12 protein-coding genes are annotated in these 16,365 nt (G+C 46.9%); 3 read left to right on the plus strand and 9 right to left on the minus strand.

The genetic code is table 11. From position 1 onward, the window contains the following. Positions 1-86 precede the first annotated feature (86 nt). Positions 87-1,727, minus strand: a complete 1,641-nt coding sequence (locus B5Z18_RS11680) for a peptide MFS transporter (RefSeq protein ID WP_079469516.1) — start codon at positions 1,725-1,727, stop codon at positions 87-89. Between the two features lie 115 nt (positions 1,728-1,842). Between B5Z18_RS11680 and B5Z18_RS11685 the strand changes: the two genes are divergently transcribed. Then, positions 1,843-2,253 (plus strand): SRPBCC family protein, encoded by a 411-nt coding sequence (locus B5Z18_RS11685; RefSeq protein ID WP_079469517.1) that lies wholly within the window; start codon positions 1,843-1,845, stop codon positions 2,251-2,253. Positions 2,254-2,315: 62 nt separating this feature from the next. On the opposite strand, the gene gap is transcribed toward B5Z18_RS11685, so the two are convergent. From gap to B5Z18_RS11700, 3 genes are all read right to left on the minus strand, one after another. Further along, positions 2,316-3,320, minus strand: coding sequence for a type I glyceraldehyde-3-phosphate dehydrogenase (gene gap / locus B5Z18_RS11690; RefSeq protein ID WP_079469518.1), 1,005 nt, complete (start codon positions 3,318-3,320; stop codon positions 2,316-2,318). A 20-nt stretch (positions 3,321-3,340) separates the two neighbouring features. Further along, a complete protein-coding gene (locus B5Z18_RS11695; protein ID WP_079469519.1) occupies positions 3,341-4,345 on the minus strand; it encodes a GlxA family transcriptional regulator in 1,005 nt (334 codons plus the stop codon). A gap of 198 nt (positions 4,346-4,543) precedes the next feature. After that, positions 4,544-4,930 (minus strand): hypothetical protein, encoded by a 387-nt coding sequence (locus B5Z18_RS11700; protein ID WP_079469520.1) that lies wholly within the window; start codon positions 4,928-4,930, stop codon positions 4,544-4,546. 187 nt (positions 4,931-5,117) lie between these two features. Here B5Z18_RS11700 and B5Z18_RS11705 point away from each other — a divergent pair, with 187 nt between their 5' ends. Beyond that, positions 5,118-7,073, plus strand: a complete 1,956-nt coding sequence (locus B5Z18_RS11705; RefSeq protein WP_079469521.1) for a sensor histidine kinase — start codon at positions 5,118-5,120, stop codon at positions 7,071-7,073. Then, positions 7,054-7,689: a response regulator gene (locus B5Z18_RS11710; protein WP_079469522.1), complete on the plus strand. Its 636-nt coding sequence runs from the start codon at positions 7,054-7,056 to the stop codon at positions 7,687-7,689. The genes B5Z18_RS11705 and B5Z18_RS11710 overlap by 20 nt, the downstream gene beginning before the upstream one ends. A gap of 63 nt (positions 7,690-7,752) precedes the next feature. Here B5Z18_RS11710 and B5Z18_RS11715 read toward each other — a convergent pair whose 3' ends face one another. The 5 genes from B5Z18_RS11715 to B5Z18_RS11735 all read right to left on the minus strand — a co-directional run bounded on the left by B5Z18_RS11715 (position 7,753) and on the right by B5Z18_RS11735 (position 16,346). Next, positions 7,753-8,304: a ferritin gene (locus tag B5Z18_RS11715; protein WP_079469523.1), complete on the minus strand. Its 552-nt coding sequence runs from the start codon at positions 8,302-8,304 to the stop codon at positions 7,753-7,755. Positions 8,305-8,403: 99 nt separating this feature from the next. Continuing rightward, on the minus strand, positions 8,404-9,141 hold the full coding sequence (locus B5Z18_RS11720) for a protein phosphatase 2C domain-containing protein (RefSeq protein WP_079469524.1): 738 nt from the start codon (positions 9,139-9,141) through the stop codon (positions 8,404-8,406). Between the two features lie 88 nt (positions 9,142-9,229). After that, positions 9,230-10,540 (minus strand): RagB/SusD family nutrient uptake outer membrane protein, encoded by a 1,311-nt coding sequence (locus B5Z18_RS11725; RefSeq protein ID WP_079469525.1) that lies wholly within the window; start codon positions 10,538-10,540, stop codon positions 9,230-9,232. A gap of 19 nt (positions 10,541-10,559) precedes the next feature. Then, positions 10,560-13,709, minus strand: a complete 3,150-nt coding sequence (locus B5Z18_RS11730; RefSeq protein ID WP_143313555.1) for a SusC/RagA family TonB-linked outer membrane protein — start codon at positions 13,707-13,709, stop codon at positions 10,560-10,562. Between the two features lie 150 nt (positions 13,710-13,859). Then, positions 13,860-16,346: a bifunctional glycoside hydrolase family 9 protein/polysaccharide deacetylase gene (locus tag B5Z18_RS11735; protein ID WP_079469527.1), complete on the minus strand. Its 2,487-nt coding sequence runs from the start codon at positions 16,344-16,346 to the stop codon at positions 13,860-13,862. Positions 16,347-16,365 lie beyond the last annotated feature (19 nt).

Genomic DNA, 16,365 nt, shown 5'->3' on the forward strand with positions numbered 1-16,365 from the left:
AATAAATTCTGACAGAAGATACTAAAAAAACCACGATAATTATTGTTAAACAGACAATAAACATGGTTGGGACTTTTACATATTATCTACTTCACATACTCTTTGAAAATCCTGTTCAGCCAGCGTAACATCATAAATATCACGGCGGCCGCTCCTCCCAGCAGCAGAAAATTCACCAGGAAATAGTTCGCCTTATTATCATACGTGTCCCATAAAGTGGCCAGGATACCTGAGAGTTTATTACCAATCGACGTAGCTAGGAACCAGCCCCCCATCATCAGCGAAGTAATACGCGCCGGGCTCAGTTTGGACACCAGCGATAACCCCATCGGGCTCAGGAATAATTCCCCTACCGTTATGATACCGTAACTTCCTATCAGCCACCACGGCGATGCCTTTACAGCGCCATTGCTGCACACATATACCGCGCCCACCATCATCAGTGTGGACGCCGCCGATATCAGCAATCCCCATGCAATTTTCGATGGTGTGGAAGGCTCCCTGCTCCGCTTCCGCAGCAATGCAAAGAATACTACAATCAAAGGCGTTAGCGTAATCACAAAAAAGGGATTGACGGATTGAAACAGCTCCGTATTATACAAGCTGATACTTTTCCCTTCCGCCGGCATTTTCCCCGGCGCCACATTCTTGAAGTAGGCTACTTTATCCCATACTTTCGCCGGCTTGCCTGCCGCATCCCGTACTACCCTGAATTCATCATCATAGGCGGTTACTGAATCCGGTTTGTTCTGCACCGTTTCCACCAGGTAAAGACGCTGGGCAGGTTGCTCGATGGCGGCAGGAATTTCCCGGTCGGTATAATATTGCGCCCAGGTAGTCAGTGCAGTACCATTCTGTTTAAACACAGCCCAAAACACAATGGATACGGCAAAAATAGCCAACAGTGCGGATATGGGCTTACGATCCTTTGCGTCGGCTTTCATCAGCAGCGATACAAAAAAGAACAATATCGGGATACAGGCAAAGATGAACGCGTCAGTGGAATCAGATCCGAAGACGTTGCCGGGAATAAACCAGGCGCCCAGTCCTACTACAATTGCCGGCAGGAATACTACGGAGAAAATCCTGCTCAACGGCATATCCCCTTCCTGTTCGGGTTTGCGTACATCCGCATGCCGGTAATGTTTCATCCCAATAACGAAAATCAGTACGCCCAGGAACATGCCTACGCCGGCCGCGATGAATGCCGCGCCCCAGCCTACTGTATTTCGCAGGAAGGCAGCAAAAAAGTTACAGATAAAAGCACCGATGTTAATACCCATGTAAAAAATATTATACCCGGTATCTTTACGGCTGCGGTACTTCTCATCGTTATATACATTCCCCAGTAACGTGGAGATATTGGGTTTAAAGAATCCATTGCCAACACAAATCAGTGCAAGCGACAGGTAGAAAACGGTCAGGTTATGCACCGACAAACCGATATATCCTATCCCCATCAGGATGCCGCCGATAATAATCGACTTACTGTAACCAAGTTTGCGGTCGGCTATCAGTCCGCCCAGGAATGGTGTCAGGTACACGAAAGCGATGAAGGTGCCGAAGATATCTGCTGCGGTGGCACGGTCCATTCCCCAGCCGCCTTTTGAGGTGTCTGTCAGGTACAACTGGAAAATACCAAGAATCAGATAGAAACCAAATCGTTCCCACATTTCGGAGAGAAACAGGAAAGGCAGTGCTGCAGGATGATTACGTGATTTTTCCATATAGGCCAATGATATATCTGTGATATAAGATTATTTTAGCGCAGTAAAACGATATCACCCGTTAACGCCAAACCGCTAAAATAAGCTAATTGCTACTAAAAAACAGTTACCACATATGGACAAACCAGTTATTAAAAAAACGATTGACATAAACGCCTCCACAAAAAAAGTATGGAGCGTTTTTACAGATCCTACAATAACAAAACAAATGGGTGGTGAATATGTTTCCGACTGGAAAGTTGGCAGCTCATTTGGCTGGAAAGGAAAGGACAGCAGTGTTTATACGAACGGGAAAATTATCGAATTAGAGCCGGGAAAATTATTGAAGCATAGTTTATTGGATCTCAAAGATAAGGACAGGTTACTTTCTGTAATAACGTATGAGTTTATAAAAAATGGAGACAGCACCATTCTTTCCGCTACAGAAGAAATCAATTATGAAATAACGGATTACCTGTTTAAAGAAGCAAACGAAGGTTGGGATGCTGCACTGCAATTAGTAAAGTATGTAGCCGAGAAATTATAAGTCTAAAAAATAAGGTTGACCAAACTTTACTTTTTGATCAACCCTTTATTGTAAAGTACAATTTAAACAACAACAGATTTGGTGGTCGCCAATGCTACCGTCAGCTCCGCCAACCGGTTTGAGATACCTACTTCATTATCATACCAGGCCACTACCTTCACCAGGTTTCCGATGGTACGGGTCAAGGTACCATCAATAACAGATGAGTGCGTGTTTCCCAATATATCTGCAGATACCAATGGTTCCTCTGTATACTCCAGCACTCCTTTAAGACTGTTATCCGCGTGGTGTTTAAATAATTGATTGATCTCTTCTGCCGAAGCAGTTTGCTCCAGGTTCAGCGACAACTCCGCAATAGAACCATCTATCACCGGTACCCGGTAAGAGAAACCATCCAACTTTCCTTTCATTCCGGGCAACACATCGCCGATCGCTTTAGCTGCACCGGTTGTAGTTGGAATGATAGATTGCGTAGCCGCACGTGCTCTCCTGAAATCCTTATGCGGTCCATCCTGCAGCATCTGGTCCATTGTAAACGCGTGTATGGTCGTCATAAAACCGGATGTAATACCATATTCCTTTTCCAGTAAAAATAACAACGGCGCAATACAATTCGTTGTACAGGATGCAGTGGAAAGAATTTCATCGTCCTCTGTAATCTGGTCATCATTCACGCCAGCCACAATTGTTTTCACGTTACCGGTTGCGGGAGCAGTAATCAGCACTTTCTTTGCACCGGCCGTGATATGCTGCTGTGCCAGTTCCCGTTGCGTAAAGCGCCCGGTGGATTCAATCACTACATCAATGCCCAACTCTTTCCACGGAAGCTTTTCAGGCGATTTTTCCGTCAACAGTTGTATAGGATGCCCATTTACGATGATATGCTGATCTTTTTGTGTGACGGTGCCTGGAAACTTCCCATGCGAAGTATCATATTTAAACAGGTGTGCCAACAGTTGGATGTCTGTCAGATCATTGATGGCAACTACCTCCACGCCTGCTTTGTGCTGAAGCGCCCTGAGTGTCATTCTGCCGATACGCCCGAATCCATTAATAGCTACTTTCATCGTGATATATTTTTAAGTAATTATTCAATTGTTTGTAAGGATGTTCTGAAAGATCTGCGATACTCACTCGGAGATATCATCATATGCCGCAGGAAAGTCCGCCGCATGGATACCAATCCACCCAGCCCGCACTTCTCTGCAATCTGTTCCATACTCAGGTCACTATCTTCCAGGTATTTCCTCGCCACTTCTATGCGCAATTTCTCCACGAATCTCGCAGGGGTGACGCCTGTTTCTTTCACAAAAACACGGTTGAAATTGCGTATACTCATATTGCTGCGGGCAGCCAGATGTTCTACCTGTAAATCGTCCTGCAGATGACGGAGCATCCAGGGATGAAGTTTACCTGCAATGGAATTCTCCAGGCTATATACCTGCAACAGGGAACTGAATTGCGACTGATACCCGATGCGTTTCAGATGAAGTACCAGTTTACGCGCCGCTTTCAATGCAAGATCCCTTCCTACATCTTCTTCTACCAATGCCAGCGCCAGGTCTATACCAGAGCTTACTCCACCGGAAGTATATACATTGCCATCACGGATATAAAAAGGATTACTATCCACCTTTATGGTGGGATATCTTTCCTGTAACTGCCGGCTGAACTCCCAGTGCGTAGTCGCTTTTTTCCCATTCAGGATACCCGCTTCTGCCAAGGCATAAGTCCCTACACAGACGGAGGCAATGCGCCGTACTTTCGGATAAATATCTTTCAGCAATTGAAAGAAAGGGTGACCTGGCTGGAATTGCTGCATGGAAAACCCGGCCACAATCAATGTATCCACCGGTCTGTTGATCTCTGCAACCGTTACCGCACAATCAAGTTCAATCTCACTCTTTGTTTTAATCTTCCGGTTGTTGGTAGGAGATGCCATCATGATTTCATATTCTTCTTTACCGTTGGCAATCTCTTCTTTGAGTATCTTGTTTACTACCGTGAATACATCCACAGGCCCCGCAATATCCAGCAGGAAAATACCTGGTGAAGGCACTATAACAATGAGTCTTCTTTGCTTCCCTGGCATAAAGGATGTTTAAACGCCATAAAGGTAAGGGGTATTAACGATGGCACAAATGCCATAAATTATACAGTTCCGGCCATGTGAATGTTGCCGGGTAATAAAAAAGGGCCGGCCAAAAAGCACTGTTTACTTTTTGGCCGGCCCTTTTTCAGGGTATCTTTTCCGCAATAGTCTGGTTTGAATAAAACCGTTTTTGCCGCATTAAAATTTGTAGGTGAGGATAACGCTTAATGCCACACCTGGATTGGCTGATTCTTCTTTTTTTAGTTCGCCATCTACATAAATGCCTACTTTCAGTCTGGAAGTGCTACCAGTACCCACTCCATTTACAACGATATTGGCGTTGTATGCGCCTGCAGGAGCCGTTAGCTCAGGGCTGGTCCAGGAGGTACCGCTAAGATTGATAGCGCTATGGGCGTCGCCATCTACCCCGTAAGAGGCTCTGTCGATAGTTCCACCTCCGGAAGCTTCTGCTTTAAACACTACTTTGTGCGTAGCGGGAGTGTTGTTATCATCCTTATCTTTGGAACAGGATGCAGTAAGCATTGCTGCAAACAGGATACTCGCAATGGATAATTTTCTGTACATATGCTATAGTTTGAAAATGGTCTACGCTGAATTAACCCGGCTTTTATGCCAGTACGTGGAACAAAATTACTTATGAAAACAAGGGCAGCCAATGCCGTAAAATGGTCATTTTGCATATAGCTGTTTTCAGTCATTCTCTTGATGTATCTTTATTATTACGATTATATGTAACAACTTGCAAATTGTTATGAAGCTACTTACACTCGTACTTATTCTTATACTGTCGGCAACCCGGAGCTATGCGCAGCAGGCTCCCGGGAGATATGATAAGGACAGTCTCGCCCGTGTTCTTGAACAAGCAACAAATGATAGTGTCAAAGCGCGTGTGAGCTTTCTCCTGGCCGACGAATGGGAAGATAAAGACACGCTGCTGTCTAAAAAATATGTGCAGCTGGGTAAAGGATTCAGCAAAGGTCATCCATTTCTGCAGGGCGTATCCCTTTTCTACGAAGCCCGGAAACTGGCTCCAACAGCACCCGATTCAGCCGCTAAGGTTTTCATGCAGGCAGAAAATATCCTGAAGAAATTCCCGGGCAAAGAAGCATTGCTTTTCCGTTCCATGTGCTGGCATGATTACGCACGGGTATTCCACTTTGAAAAAGATGATCCGGAAACCTATGTGAACCTCCTTGTAACCCAGGCAATACCATTGGCACAAAAGTCAGGCGATCAACGCTACCTGGGAAAGAACTACCTGGATCTTGCCTACGGATTTAAAAACCTGAAAGAATATGCCAAAGCAAAAATATACCTGCAGCTGGCAATTGAAACATTAAGAAACGAAAAAGGAAATACCCGGTACCTGGCTACCGCTTATCATACCTTGTCAGAGAACTATTCACTGTCGGGCGACTCCGCAAAAGCCGCCTTGTACCTTGATAGTATGCGGGTGTTACTGACTCCTTACCCCGAAGCAGACGAGTGGCTGAATTACTATGCAGGCGAAAGTATGCGGCTTACCATCGCGGAAAAATTTGACCAGTCCCTTGCGGTTTCAGAGAAAGGTATTGCCTTAGCCCGGAAACTGCATCAACCATATCCCGAACAACGTTTGCTGCTGCAAAAATTTTATGCGTTATACAATAAGAAGGATCTGCCGGAAGCCCGTCGTGTAGCCCTCGACCTGTACAGTAAACTGCCATTTATGAATACCTCAGCTAACAGGCTTTTACTGTATTATGGACTGGTAGCAACCAATGAAGACATGAAGAATATTCCGGAAGCCTACCAGTGGCTGAAACGTTATAGTTACCTGAGCGACAGCGTTGCACAAAGTAACCTGGAAACAAAAATCAATGCGCTGGAAATAAAATTCAGGAATGCGGAACATCAGCGGAAAATTACGGAACTGAATGCATCCAACGACAAGGCGAACTTCGCATTAAAACGAACCATCTTGTTAAGCTGGTTGCTGGGATTGGTAAGTGTGCTTCTATTTATAATCTTACTGCTGGGTTACTTCTTTTATAAAAATAAAAAGAGAACGGCCCTCCAGCAGGAACAGATCAAGGTTTCGCACGCCATGCTGCAAGGCCAGGAAGAAGAACGCAAACGGGTAGCGCGGGATCTTCACGACAGCCTGGGAGGCTTACTGGCTTCCACCAAAATCAATCTTTCCAAAATTGCCGGCAGTGGAAGTACCGGCAACCGCCCGGAAATGGAAGGGATAATCGGCCAGATGGATACCTCCGTAACAGAGCTAAGGCGGATTGCGCATAATATGATGCCCGAAATGTTGTTACGACTCGGGCTTGAAGCTGCGCTGAAAGATCTTTGCGATACATTTGAATCCGAAAAAACAACCGTTCGTTTCCTGTGCTTCGGGATTCAACCAAACATCCCGCAGGGAGAACAGGTGATCATTTATCGCATTGCACAGGAGTTACTGACCAATGCAGTAAAACATGCCGGAGCAAAAAATATCCTGCTACAGTGCAACCAGCGGGATAACAGATTTTTTATTACTGTTGAAGATGATGGTACCGGTTTCAATAAAGATGTCCTGCATGAAAATCAGGGCATGGGCTTTATCAATATTAAAACCCGGGTGGCCTATCTGAATGGTAAAATAGAGATCCTTTCCAGGGGGAACCAACCTGGTACTTCCATAAATATTGAAGTGTATGTTACAACAGAAATATAAGCTGGCCATTCTTGATGATCACCCGGTGGTGCTTCAGGGGCTGGTCAATGTTCTTTCCAGGGAAGAGGCATTTGAAATTGCAGGTACGTTTACCAACACCGGGGACTTCCTCCAATTTTTCAATGCCAACCCGGTTCATGTGGTGCTGCTTGACATTATCCTTCCGGACGGAAACGGGATGGACCTGTGTAAGGAAATCAAAACAACAGCGCCCGATACCATTGTGCTGGCGTTGAGCAACCATGATCAACGCAGCGCCATTATGAAAATGCTTGAAAACGGCGCAAGTGGTTACCTGCTAAAAAACGCCTCTGTGGAAGAACTGGTGCGCTGCATCCACGACGCCCTTCAACACCAGATCGTATTTAGCCATGCCATAAAAGAAATTATCGCCCGGCCGGGATTAAAAGATATAAAAGACACCCCGGTACTGACCGCCAGGGAACTGGAAATCCTGAAGCTTATTGCTTCCGGTATCACCACCAGGCGCATTGCCGAAATGCTTTTTTTAAGCAAGTTCACCGTTGAAAATCATCGTAAAAATCTGCTTCAGAAATTCCAGGTAAAAAACGTTGCAGGGCTTATCAGCTCCGCAAGCCACCAGGGGTTGCTCTGATTGAATTAACAAACTAACTATAGGTCCGCCTACACCACACCTGTAACACCTCCTGGAAGCGCACTACGGATTCTCTACCGTTTTTGTTTCTGCCAGCTCCGCCTCATCGGGTTCTTTTTCCAGGTCACGATCCAGGGCATATAATGCTTCCCCGGTAGCCTTTTCACCACCCGCCACTTTGATCTTATCCAACAGATTCAATGCCAGCGTTTCCTCTTCTGTTTGTTCCTTCACAAACCATTGCAGGAAATTCCACGATGCCCAATCGCCTTCATCAAAGCTCATCTTCACCAGCTTATAAATTCCTGCTGTATTATTAATTTCCTGCTGAAATACCTGTTCGAAACAGTTTTGCACACTAACAGGATTTGCCGGTGGCTGCGGAATAGCAGCTATCTCCACTTTTCCTCCTCTTTCCAGGATATATTCCAGGAATTTCATCATATGGTTACGCTCTTCATTGGCGTGACGGAAGAGGAAATTGGCAATTCCACTATATCCTTCACTTGCAGCCCAGGCGCCATAAGATAAATAGATCTGCGCTGCCAGTGCTTCCTGTGTCATTTGATTGTTGAGTCCGGCCTGTAAGCTGGCTGAAAGCCTGTTCTTGTTCATGATAGTAGTTTTTAGGATGAATGCAGTTCGCTAACAATGAAAGGCCAAATCAAAAACTACACCATAACGATGTGGGGCTGCTCCTGTGTTTGCTTCACTTCACCTTATCATCCTTATCACCGCCAGATCATCTGTATGATTCAACCCAAACTTATGCTCTATCAATTTCAATTTTCTATTCAGCATTTCTTCATTCCCCCTCCCTGTCTGATCATTTAACAGGAAATCTACGGGGTTTATCACCTCGGAGTTTTCCGGCGCCGCCACCCTCGTAAATGTTTCTATACCATCAGTAGCAATACTGACATCAATCAATTCATGAAGAAATATTTTCTGCAGTTGAGAGTCATACCAATGATCAAAATCTTCCGACAGATGATAGCCCAGGTAATCTGGTTTATTATCCTGGTCAAAAGTAATCATGGCGCCGTTAATGTTAACAACTCCATCTCCCACAACCAGCACCACGCCTTTATCTGCGCTGGTATCTGCCAGCAAAATAATTAATGTAGTCAGCAACTCTTCTCTTTCCAGTTGCAGTTGATTTTTGAGGATTTTTAATTCTGAGAATAATTCCTGTAAGATGATTTTGAGATAATCATCCAGTGGTATTTCGGGATGTTCTTTGGAATAAAAGAATTTGTAGCTTAGCGACTTACAAATCTTTCTCAACAGCTTACCTGTCAGCGAAGAAATAAGATAACTATCCTTTCCCATTGTGCAGCCATCCATTACTGCACAGATAATTTTATTACTATCGATATGATCGAAGAAGAGATAATCTTCGCAGTGGTTAACATGATAGGCGCCTATCTGGAGGGTAGTGTATATTTCCATACTTAAACATCAAGATAGCAACTTTACCCACTATTTCAAAACGATATTCAGGCTGCCGCGGGGTCGCGGCAACCTGAATATTACGTTATTAAAATGCGGGATCATCCGGTGTGTTCGGGTTATCATTCCGTTCTACAAACGGATATGGGAAATAGCTCCGCTTCCGTTCTGATACGGGGCGTCCGAACCTGCGGCTATCTGCCAGTTCCTGGGCACCCATAAACAATTCTATTCTGCGATGTTTATAGATCAATGTCAGTAACTCCGCTTCGGTAGCTGCAGCTACCGGTGGCAATGCTGCACCAATACCAAATGCATCTTCAGATGCTTTCTTGGTAACCACCTTGTTCAGGAAAATCAGACCATTCAGGATATCATGCTGACGGGCATATGCTTCTGCTTTAATCAGCAGCATTTCTCCCGGCAGGTAGATAGGCACTGAGGTTTGGGTACTTCTGAAGAAACCGCTGATATTAAACTTAGGTTTAACAGGCCGGGCAATATAAAATGGTACCCGCTGATCGGCCAGATCCGGTTGTATAGGCACTGGTAATCCCATCGTGGAATCTACCACGTTATAGATGTTGTTGGTAGCCGTTACCAATGTAAAGATGGGATTGGTGATCTGCGGATTAAAGGAAAGTGTGGAGCGTACATTCAGGTTCACTTTGTCGGCGGCGGCGATGGCGCCTGGGTAATCGCCGGCATACAGTGCATACCGGGCTTTCAGCGCATACAGTGTATTTACGATATCCACGCTATCCGGGATATTGGCTAAAAAGCTATTTCCTATAGGCGTGGCCGTTACTGTACTGATGGCATTGTCCAGTGCGGCGGCGGCCATTACATAACCCTGCTTTCCGGGAACAAACTTCACTCCGCCGGATGAGAGAACAGGCGTACTGGTATTTTCCGGTACCTGTTCCCAAAAGTTAGCCTGTACTCCAAGAGCGAGGGCTTTAAAAATAGTAGTATAAGCAATGAGGCCGCTGGCAAAGCTTTTATCTGTAACAATGGCGCCGGTACGGCGTATAACACTATCGGCTTCATACCGGATCTTATTGGATACGTTCCACATACCGGTAACCACCACGTTGGTGGTGAGCACTTTACTTCCGCCTGCGCCAAGCTGCGCTTCATCTGTATTACCCGGATTAGTAACAAAGGTTTCTCCAACCAGCAAACTGCCGGAAGTTACCGTGGTATATAACAGTCCTGTACGATCCTTTGTATACCAGGTTTGCAAACCTACTGCTACATTCGCCAATGTGGCGGGAGAGCTGTAAGCCCCTTCTGATGAAGGCCCCGATGGATCCTGGTAATCTTTCTTACACGCGGTGAAGGCGAAGGTGCAGAACAAAGCGATGGCGAGGATACTATATTGCATATGTCGTTTCATGATAGCTCTTTTTGTGTGATTAAAATTTTGCGCGGACAGACAGGTTATAACTCCGGGGCACCGGCACGGCGCCAAAATCAATTCCACGCAATACGGTGCTTTGTCCGGCGGCATTTAATTCCGGATCGTATCCTTTGTAGTTGTCCCAGGAGATCAGGTTCCTGCCACCCAGGCTTACCGTTAAATCGCTGAGTCCTTTCAGCTTACCAAAGCTATAGCTGAAGGCTACTTCCCGCAGCTTCACAAAGGAGCCGTCATCAATTCTCCATTCCTGTATGTTGTAATTACCCGCAATAAAACCGCGGGGGAGCAATCCGAGATCTTCCTGTTCAGCTACTTTTCCGTTATCCACACCTTGCCTGGTCCGCCAGTCGGCGTTGAATACATCTCCGCCCTGCACAGCATCTATCTGTATATGCAGACCCAGTTTTTTATACTGGAAATCATTGGTGAGGGTACCTGTCCAATCGGGGTTAGGGTCACCTATTTTTTTATTCAATGCCGTAGTACCTGCTGGCGGTAAACCGGTAGCAGGATCACGTGCAATCGTATACGTTAGTGGCGTATTTTGTTTACCTGCTTCTGTAACCGGTATACCGGCAGGCGTTTTTAGTTGGTTGCCATTTTCATCCCTGGCGAAGAAGGTACCATAGAAAAAGCCGATCGGCTCTCCGTTGGCAATACCCACAGGAGCGCCGCCCACGGTGTTATAGAGGATCAGCGACTGTCCTATATCTACCGCTTTATTGCGGTTACGGTTATAGATGGCAGTCAGGTTCCAGTTGAAATCTTTTGTCTTCACCGGCATTACATTCAGCACTACTTCCACGCCGGTGTTCTCCAGGGTACCGATATTATCCTGGTAAAAAGAGTAGCCTTTGGTGGGAGCAACTGCACGGCTGATCAACAGATTTTCCACGCGCTTTTTGTAGTAGTTAACGGAGAGGCCTACACGATTATCCCAGAATGCCAGGTCCGTACCTACTTCCAGCTCTTTCTGCTTTTCCGGTTTCACATCGGGATTTGTATAAGTAGAAGGCGACTGGAAAGCAGCAGCTCCTATGAAAGCGGTAGCATCATAGGTATTGTAACGGCCGTATGCCGGGATACCGGTAAGGTTACCGGATTCACCATAGGCTGCTCTCAATTTCAGCAGGTTCCACCATTTGGATACGGACGATTTTTCCCAGAAATCTGTACCGGATATCACATAACTGCCACTCAGCTTGGCATACAGCTGGTTCCTTTCATCTACCCCAAATACGGAGGATCCATCCACGCGCAGGGCGCCTGTAATAAACAGCTGATTACGGTATTTAAAATTCTGTTGGATATATTCCCCGGAAATAGATAGCTCGGTGCGTTGATCTGCACCGGGAATAATAGTAGTGGCTTTGTCTGCTGTTTGTACAAAAGGAGGCAGCCCTCTTCCCTGTTCCAGGGTGTAGTGCATTTTCTGATATTGTACAGAGTAACCTACCTGTGTTACCGAACTGAGTTTATCGCTGATATCCCAGTTGTAGGTAGCATTGAGGTCGTGGTTGATCAAAAAGGAATTGTTATTACCTGCGCTGGCATAACCATTCTGTGCAGGGTCCAGGTCTGGGCCGCCGCCAAAAAAACCAGGACTTACAAAATAGGCGAATGCAGGCATGAAGGTGGTACCTTCCTGGTTATAGTTGTCGATACCCAGCCGGTAATCAACCGTAAGATTTTTGATTGGTCGCAGCTTGATGCCAGCGCCGGCAATCACCCTGCCTACATGTTGCTGCTGTTTAAAGTCTTCCATGATAGACACGGGGTTTACGCGGCCGCGTTCTCCCACTTTCATCAGCTGACCTAAGGCATTCCGTTTTTGTATATCGTAGTAGTTACCGATGATGGTTACGCCATTCATGGGAGAATAGAACGTGTTACCATCGGGCTTTTCATTTGCCTTGCTGTAAACATAGTTCAGACTGGCACTGAAGCTCACCCAGCTGGCCAGCTCCTGGTCCAGGTTCAAGCGGAAACTGAAGCGGCTGAAATCTGTTTTATTGATAATTCCCTGATTATAAAAGTAACTGCCGGATGCGTAGTATTTTGTTTTGTCTTTTCCACCGGCCACGGATATATTATTATCCGTTCCTACGCCGGTACGGAAAATATAATCCTGGTAGTCGTACCTGTTTACGGGTGTAGTACTCACTATAGCAGGCGACAGGATATTTTGCGTAGAGTCGTCCGGGGAGCCGCCAAACTTTATCGGGGCGCGGTTCACATCCAGTTTTTTGCGTAGCTGGTTAACCGAAAAAGTGGTGGAGAAATTAACCACCGGCGCACCGGCGCTGCCTCTTTTGGTGAAAATCTGTACCACGCCGGCGTTGGCGCGGGAACCGTAGATAGCCGCTGCAGCTGCGCCGTTCAGCACTTCAATGCGTTCAATATCTGCCGGGTTAATATCAGAGATACGGCTTTGTCCTACGTTACCTACAAATTTGTTGCCTGCACCACCGGCCGCATCGGCAGCTCCGCCAACGCCGTAGCTCGGATCTGCATTGGTTACGCGCGTAGTGGAGTTATCAATGATTACCCCGTCGATGATATACAGAGGTTCTGTAGATCCCGATATCGTACTGATACCACGGAGTTTTACAGAGATGCCGCCTGCAGGGTCCCCGGAGTTCTGGGAAATCTGCGCACCGGCAGTTTTGCCTTGCAGGGCTCCCAGCACGTTACCCGAGCCGCTTTTACTCAGTTCATCCGCTTTTACGGTGCTGATGTAGTTACCCAACTGCCGGCGTGTGGTACCTTCGGAGGTACCGGTTACCACGATCTCATCCAGTTTGGATACTTCTGCAGACAGCTGAATATTTTGCGTGTAGGTGCCGGTGCCGGCACTTACTACCAGCACCCGCTCACCGGCGGCAAAACCAATACCTGAATACCCCAGCGTGTAATTACCCGGCTGCAGATTGCCACTGATGGTATAACGTCCATCAACATCTGTTTGGGCGCCCAGTTTTGTATTCTTCACCACCACCGTGATTCCGGGAATAGGGGATTGCTGGTTATCCGTTACCTGGCCTGAAATTTTCACCTGCGCATAGGTAGCAATGGCCAGCACGTTCATGAACAGGAATAGCAAAAAGGACCGGCCTTTAGCCATCTTCAATAGAAACAAGCTCATAGAAAAAATTTAGCGGGTTTAAGTTTGGTCGATTACAGTCATGGGTAGTATACTAACTACCCGTCTTAATTTTGGTTGTCTTTGTTTTTATTCACATTCATCCGTTTAAGTTCGCTAAAAATTGGCAGGTCACCAAAAGGACCACGATTGTTATTGCAGCACCTGTTCCAATGTATTGAAATGATATCCGCGCTGCTTCAGCGTGGTGATCAATGTACCCAGCCGGCGATAAAATTTATCCGTTCTGCGGGGATCAGTGCCTATATGCGTCAGCAACAGGAAGCCGTTCAAACCGGCGGGGCGGGAGGCTTCATATTGCAGAATGGACTGATAAATTGCTGCGGAGGTACGGTATTGTTTTCCCAGCGCCGGATAAGTATAATCAGCATTGGAACGGGTGCCGGGTGTAAAGTTAATCAGCTGTAACCCCGCTGTGGTAGTCCATGCCACGATGCTGTCGTTATACCATTCATACGCTGGCAAAAACCAGGGAGCAGCTTCTTTTGAAATCCCTGCTGCCGCCATTTTTGTATAGTTGGCCTGCAGATCGTCGAGGAACTGTTTTTTTGTAACCAGCAAACTATCCCTGTTTTGCCAGTCGCAATACAACAGGTGCTGATCACCGTGCGCGCCTAAGTAATGCCCGTCTGCTTTCAGCTGCAGGATGAGCGCCTGGTGAGCGGGTTGCTGATAAAACTTACCGGTAAAAAAGAATGCCGCTTTTACGTGCTGTTGTTGCAATGTATGGCGGATTACTTGTGCGCCGTCCGCATATTCATCTCCTGTAAAAACAAGTGTCAGTTGTTTTTTACTGCTATCTCCCCGGATTAATCCTCCATGATCGTATTGCCGCTTTCCGGCCCCTTCCTGCGCTTTGGCGGCCAGCAGGTATACCAGGGAGGCTGTACCATCCATTGTAGGCTCATTGGTGCTGTAATCGCCCATATCGTCGTGATACACCGCAAGGTCACTTTGAAACGCGGCGTATTCATCCGGGTTTGACAAGCGGATACCGATGAGATTTTTGTAGATGTTGGTATATACAGGCCCATCTACCAGTCCGCCATCTACCGGGTAGTGACCAATAGCGGAAAAGGCGGCATGCGGATCGGTGGGTGTATCGCCCTCTGCCGGCAGCCCGTAAACCATGCTGGTGCCCCAGGGATTACAGCCAAAGAGCCAATCGATGTTTGCCTGCTCCAGTGCTGCAAAAGTATTTTTATGACTGAGTTGCCGGTACCAGTAACACTGGATGGCAAAAGCGGCGGTCAGGTTATTGCTGCACCAGATAAATGGTATACCGCGATAAAATGCGTTATGCTTCGCTTTATTCCACACCTGTTGGATACCGGTTTCATAATAACCGGTAAGCCGTTCCCTTTCTGCGCCGGTGCTTTGCTGCGCCAACGCATAATGCCCGAGGTTGATGAACGGATACCACTGGTAATGGTTGGCGGTATCGGCGCCCAGCCACGGCGTTACTTTTTCCTGCGCGGCATAACCTGCGGCGGCCTGGCGGTATTGCGTTTCTTTGGTGATGTGGTACAGTTGTGCAGCAGCCAGTTCCATGTCATCGGTCCAGTTGTCTTCTGCATAAATGTAAGGTGATAATACAGATGCCGTTTGACATACACCGGGTTGTTTTTGTCCCATCTGCCAGGCGGATAGTGCCCGCGTTTTCAATAGCTGCGCATATGCCGGCGCTGTTGTTTTCAGTAAATCATATCCAAGTGCGAAAGCGCTGGAAAACTTTCCTGCCGTAGATGCTACACCGGTGCTTTTGTTTTTGTATTTACCGAGTCCCTGCGGTTCCCCGGTGCAAAAATATACGGGCCGTTCAAAGCCTTTGCCATAAAAATTATCTTCACCGGGTAAGCGAAGCCCGTGATGATCGCGGTCGTCGGCTACCTGGTTAAACATCACGTTATCCGACGGATGCATTTTCAACAGCCAGTCGAGGCCCCATTTTGCTTCATCCAGCACATCGCTGATATGATTGCTGCCGGGAAGGCCACTGGCCGAATATTTATCTTCAAAAACACCCGGGAAATCGCGGTAAGCTGCCAGCAGGTGAAAGGCTGCATTGGCAGAAGTAGTTACATACTGGAGGTAATCGGTGGCATCATGCCAGCCGCCCACTACATTGATATGCGTACTGTCGGGCATAGGGCCGTACATGGTGTAGCCGTCGTGCGTGTGACAGGAATCTTTAAGTGTTGGATTAAACCCGCTTCGCTGCTGCCGCATGTAACGCAACAAAAAACCGGGTGTGCCTGCATATACGTTATCGCCTATACGAAAATCAGGAGAAGTGATGCTGTCTGTTTTCAGGTAATATTTTCCGGGAGATGAATAAGCGGAAAAGTCCAGCCGGCAGGTTTGATCAAACGGGCCGTAGGCGCCGAAAGGCGTACCTGTACTTCCTGTAAAAACCACTTTACCGGTAGCTGCCGACACCAGTTGAAACGTGCGGGGTTGTGCAATTCCTTTGCCGCCCCATACTGCAACTTTAACTCCACCGGGAAGATATCCGAGCTGGTTGATACGTATCCATGCAGCAGGCGCCTGTGCATGGCTGCCGGCAGCTATGCACAGTAAGAATAACAGGTATGCAGCAAACTGCCGGATGTTTTTCATTATTCAAAGCGGGTTGAGG

It is taken from the genome of Chitinophaga ginsengisegetis (assembly GCF_900168065.1).
In the GTDB taxonomy this organism is placed as follows: Bacteria; Bacteroidota; Bacteroidia; order Chitinophagales; family Chitinophagaceae; genus Chitinophaga; species Chitinophaga ginsengisegetis.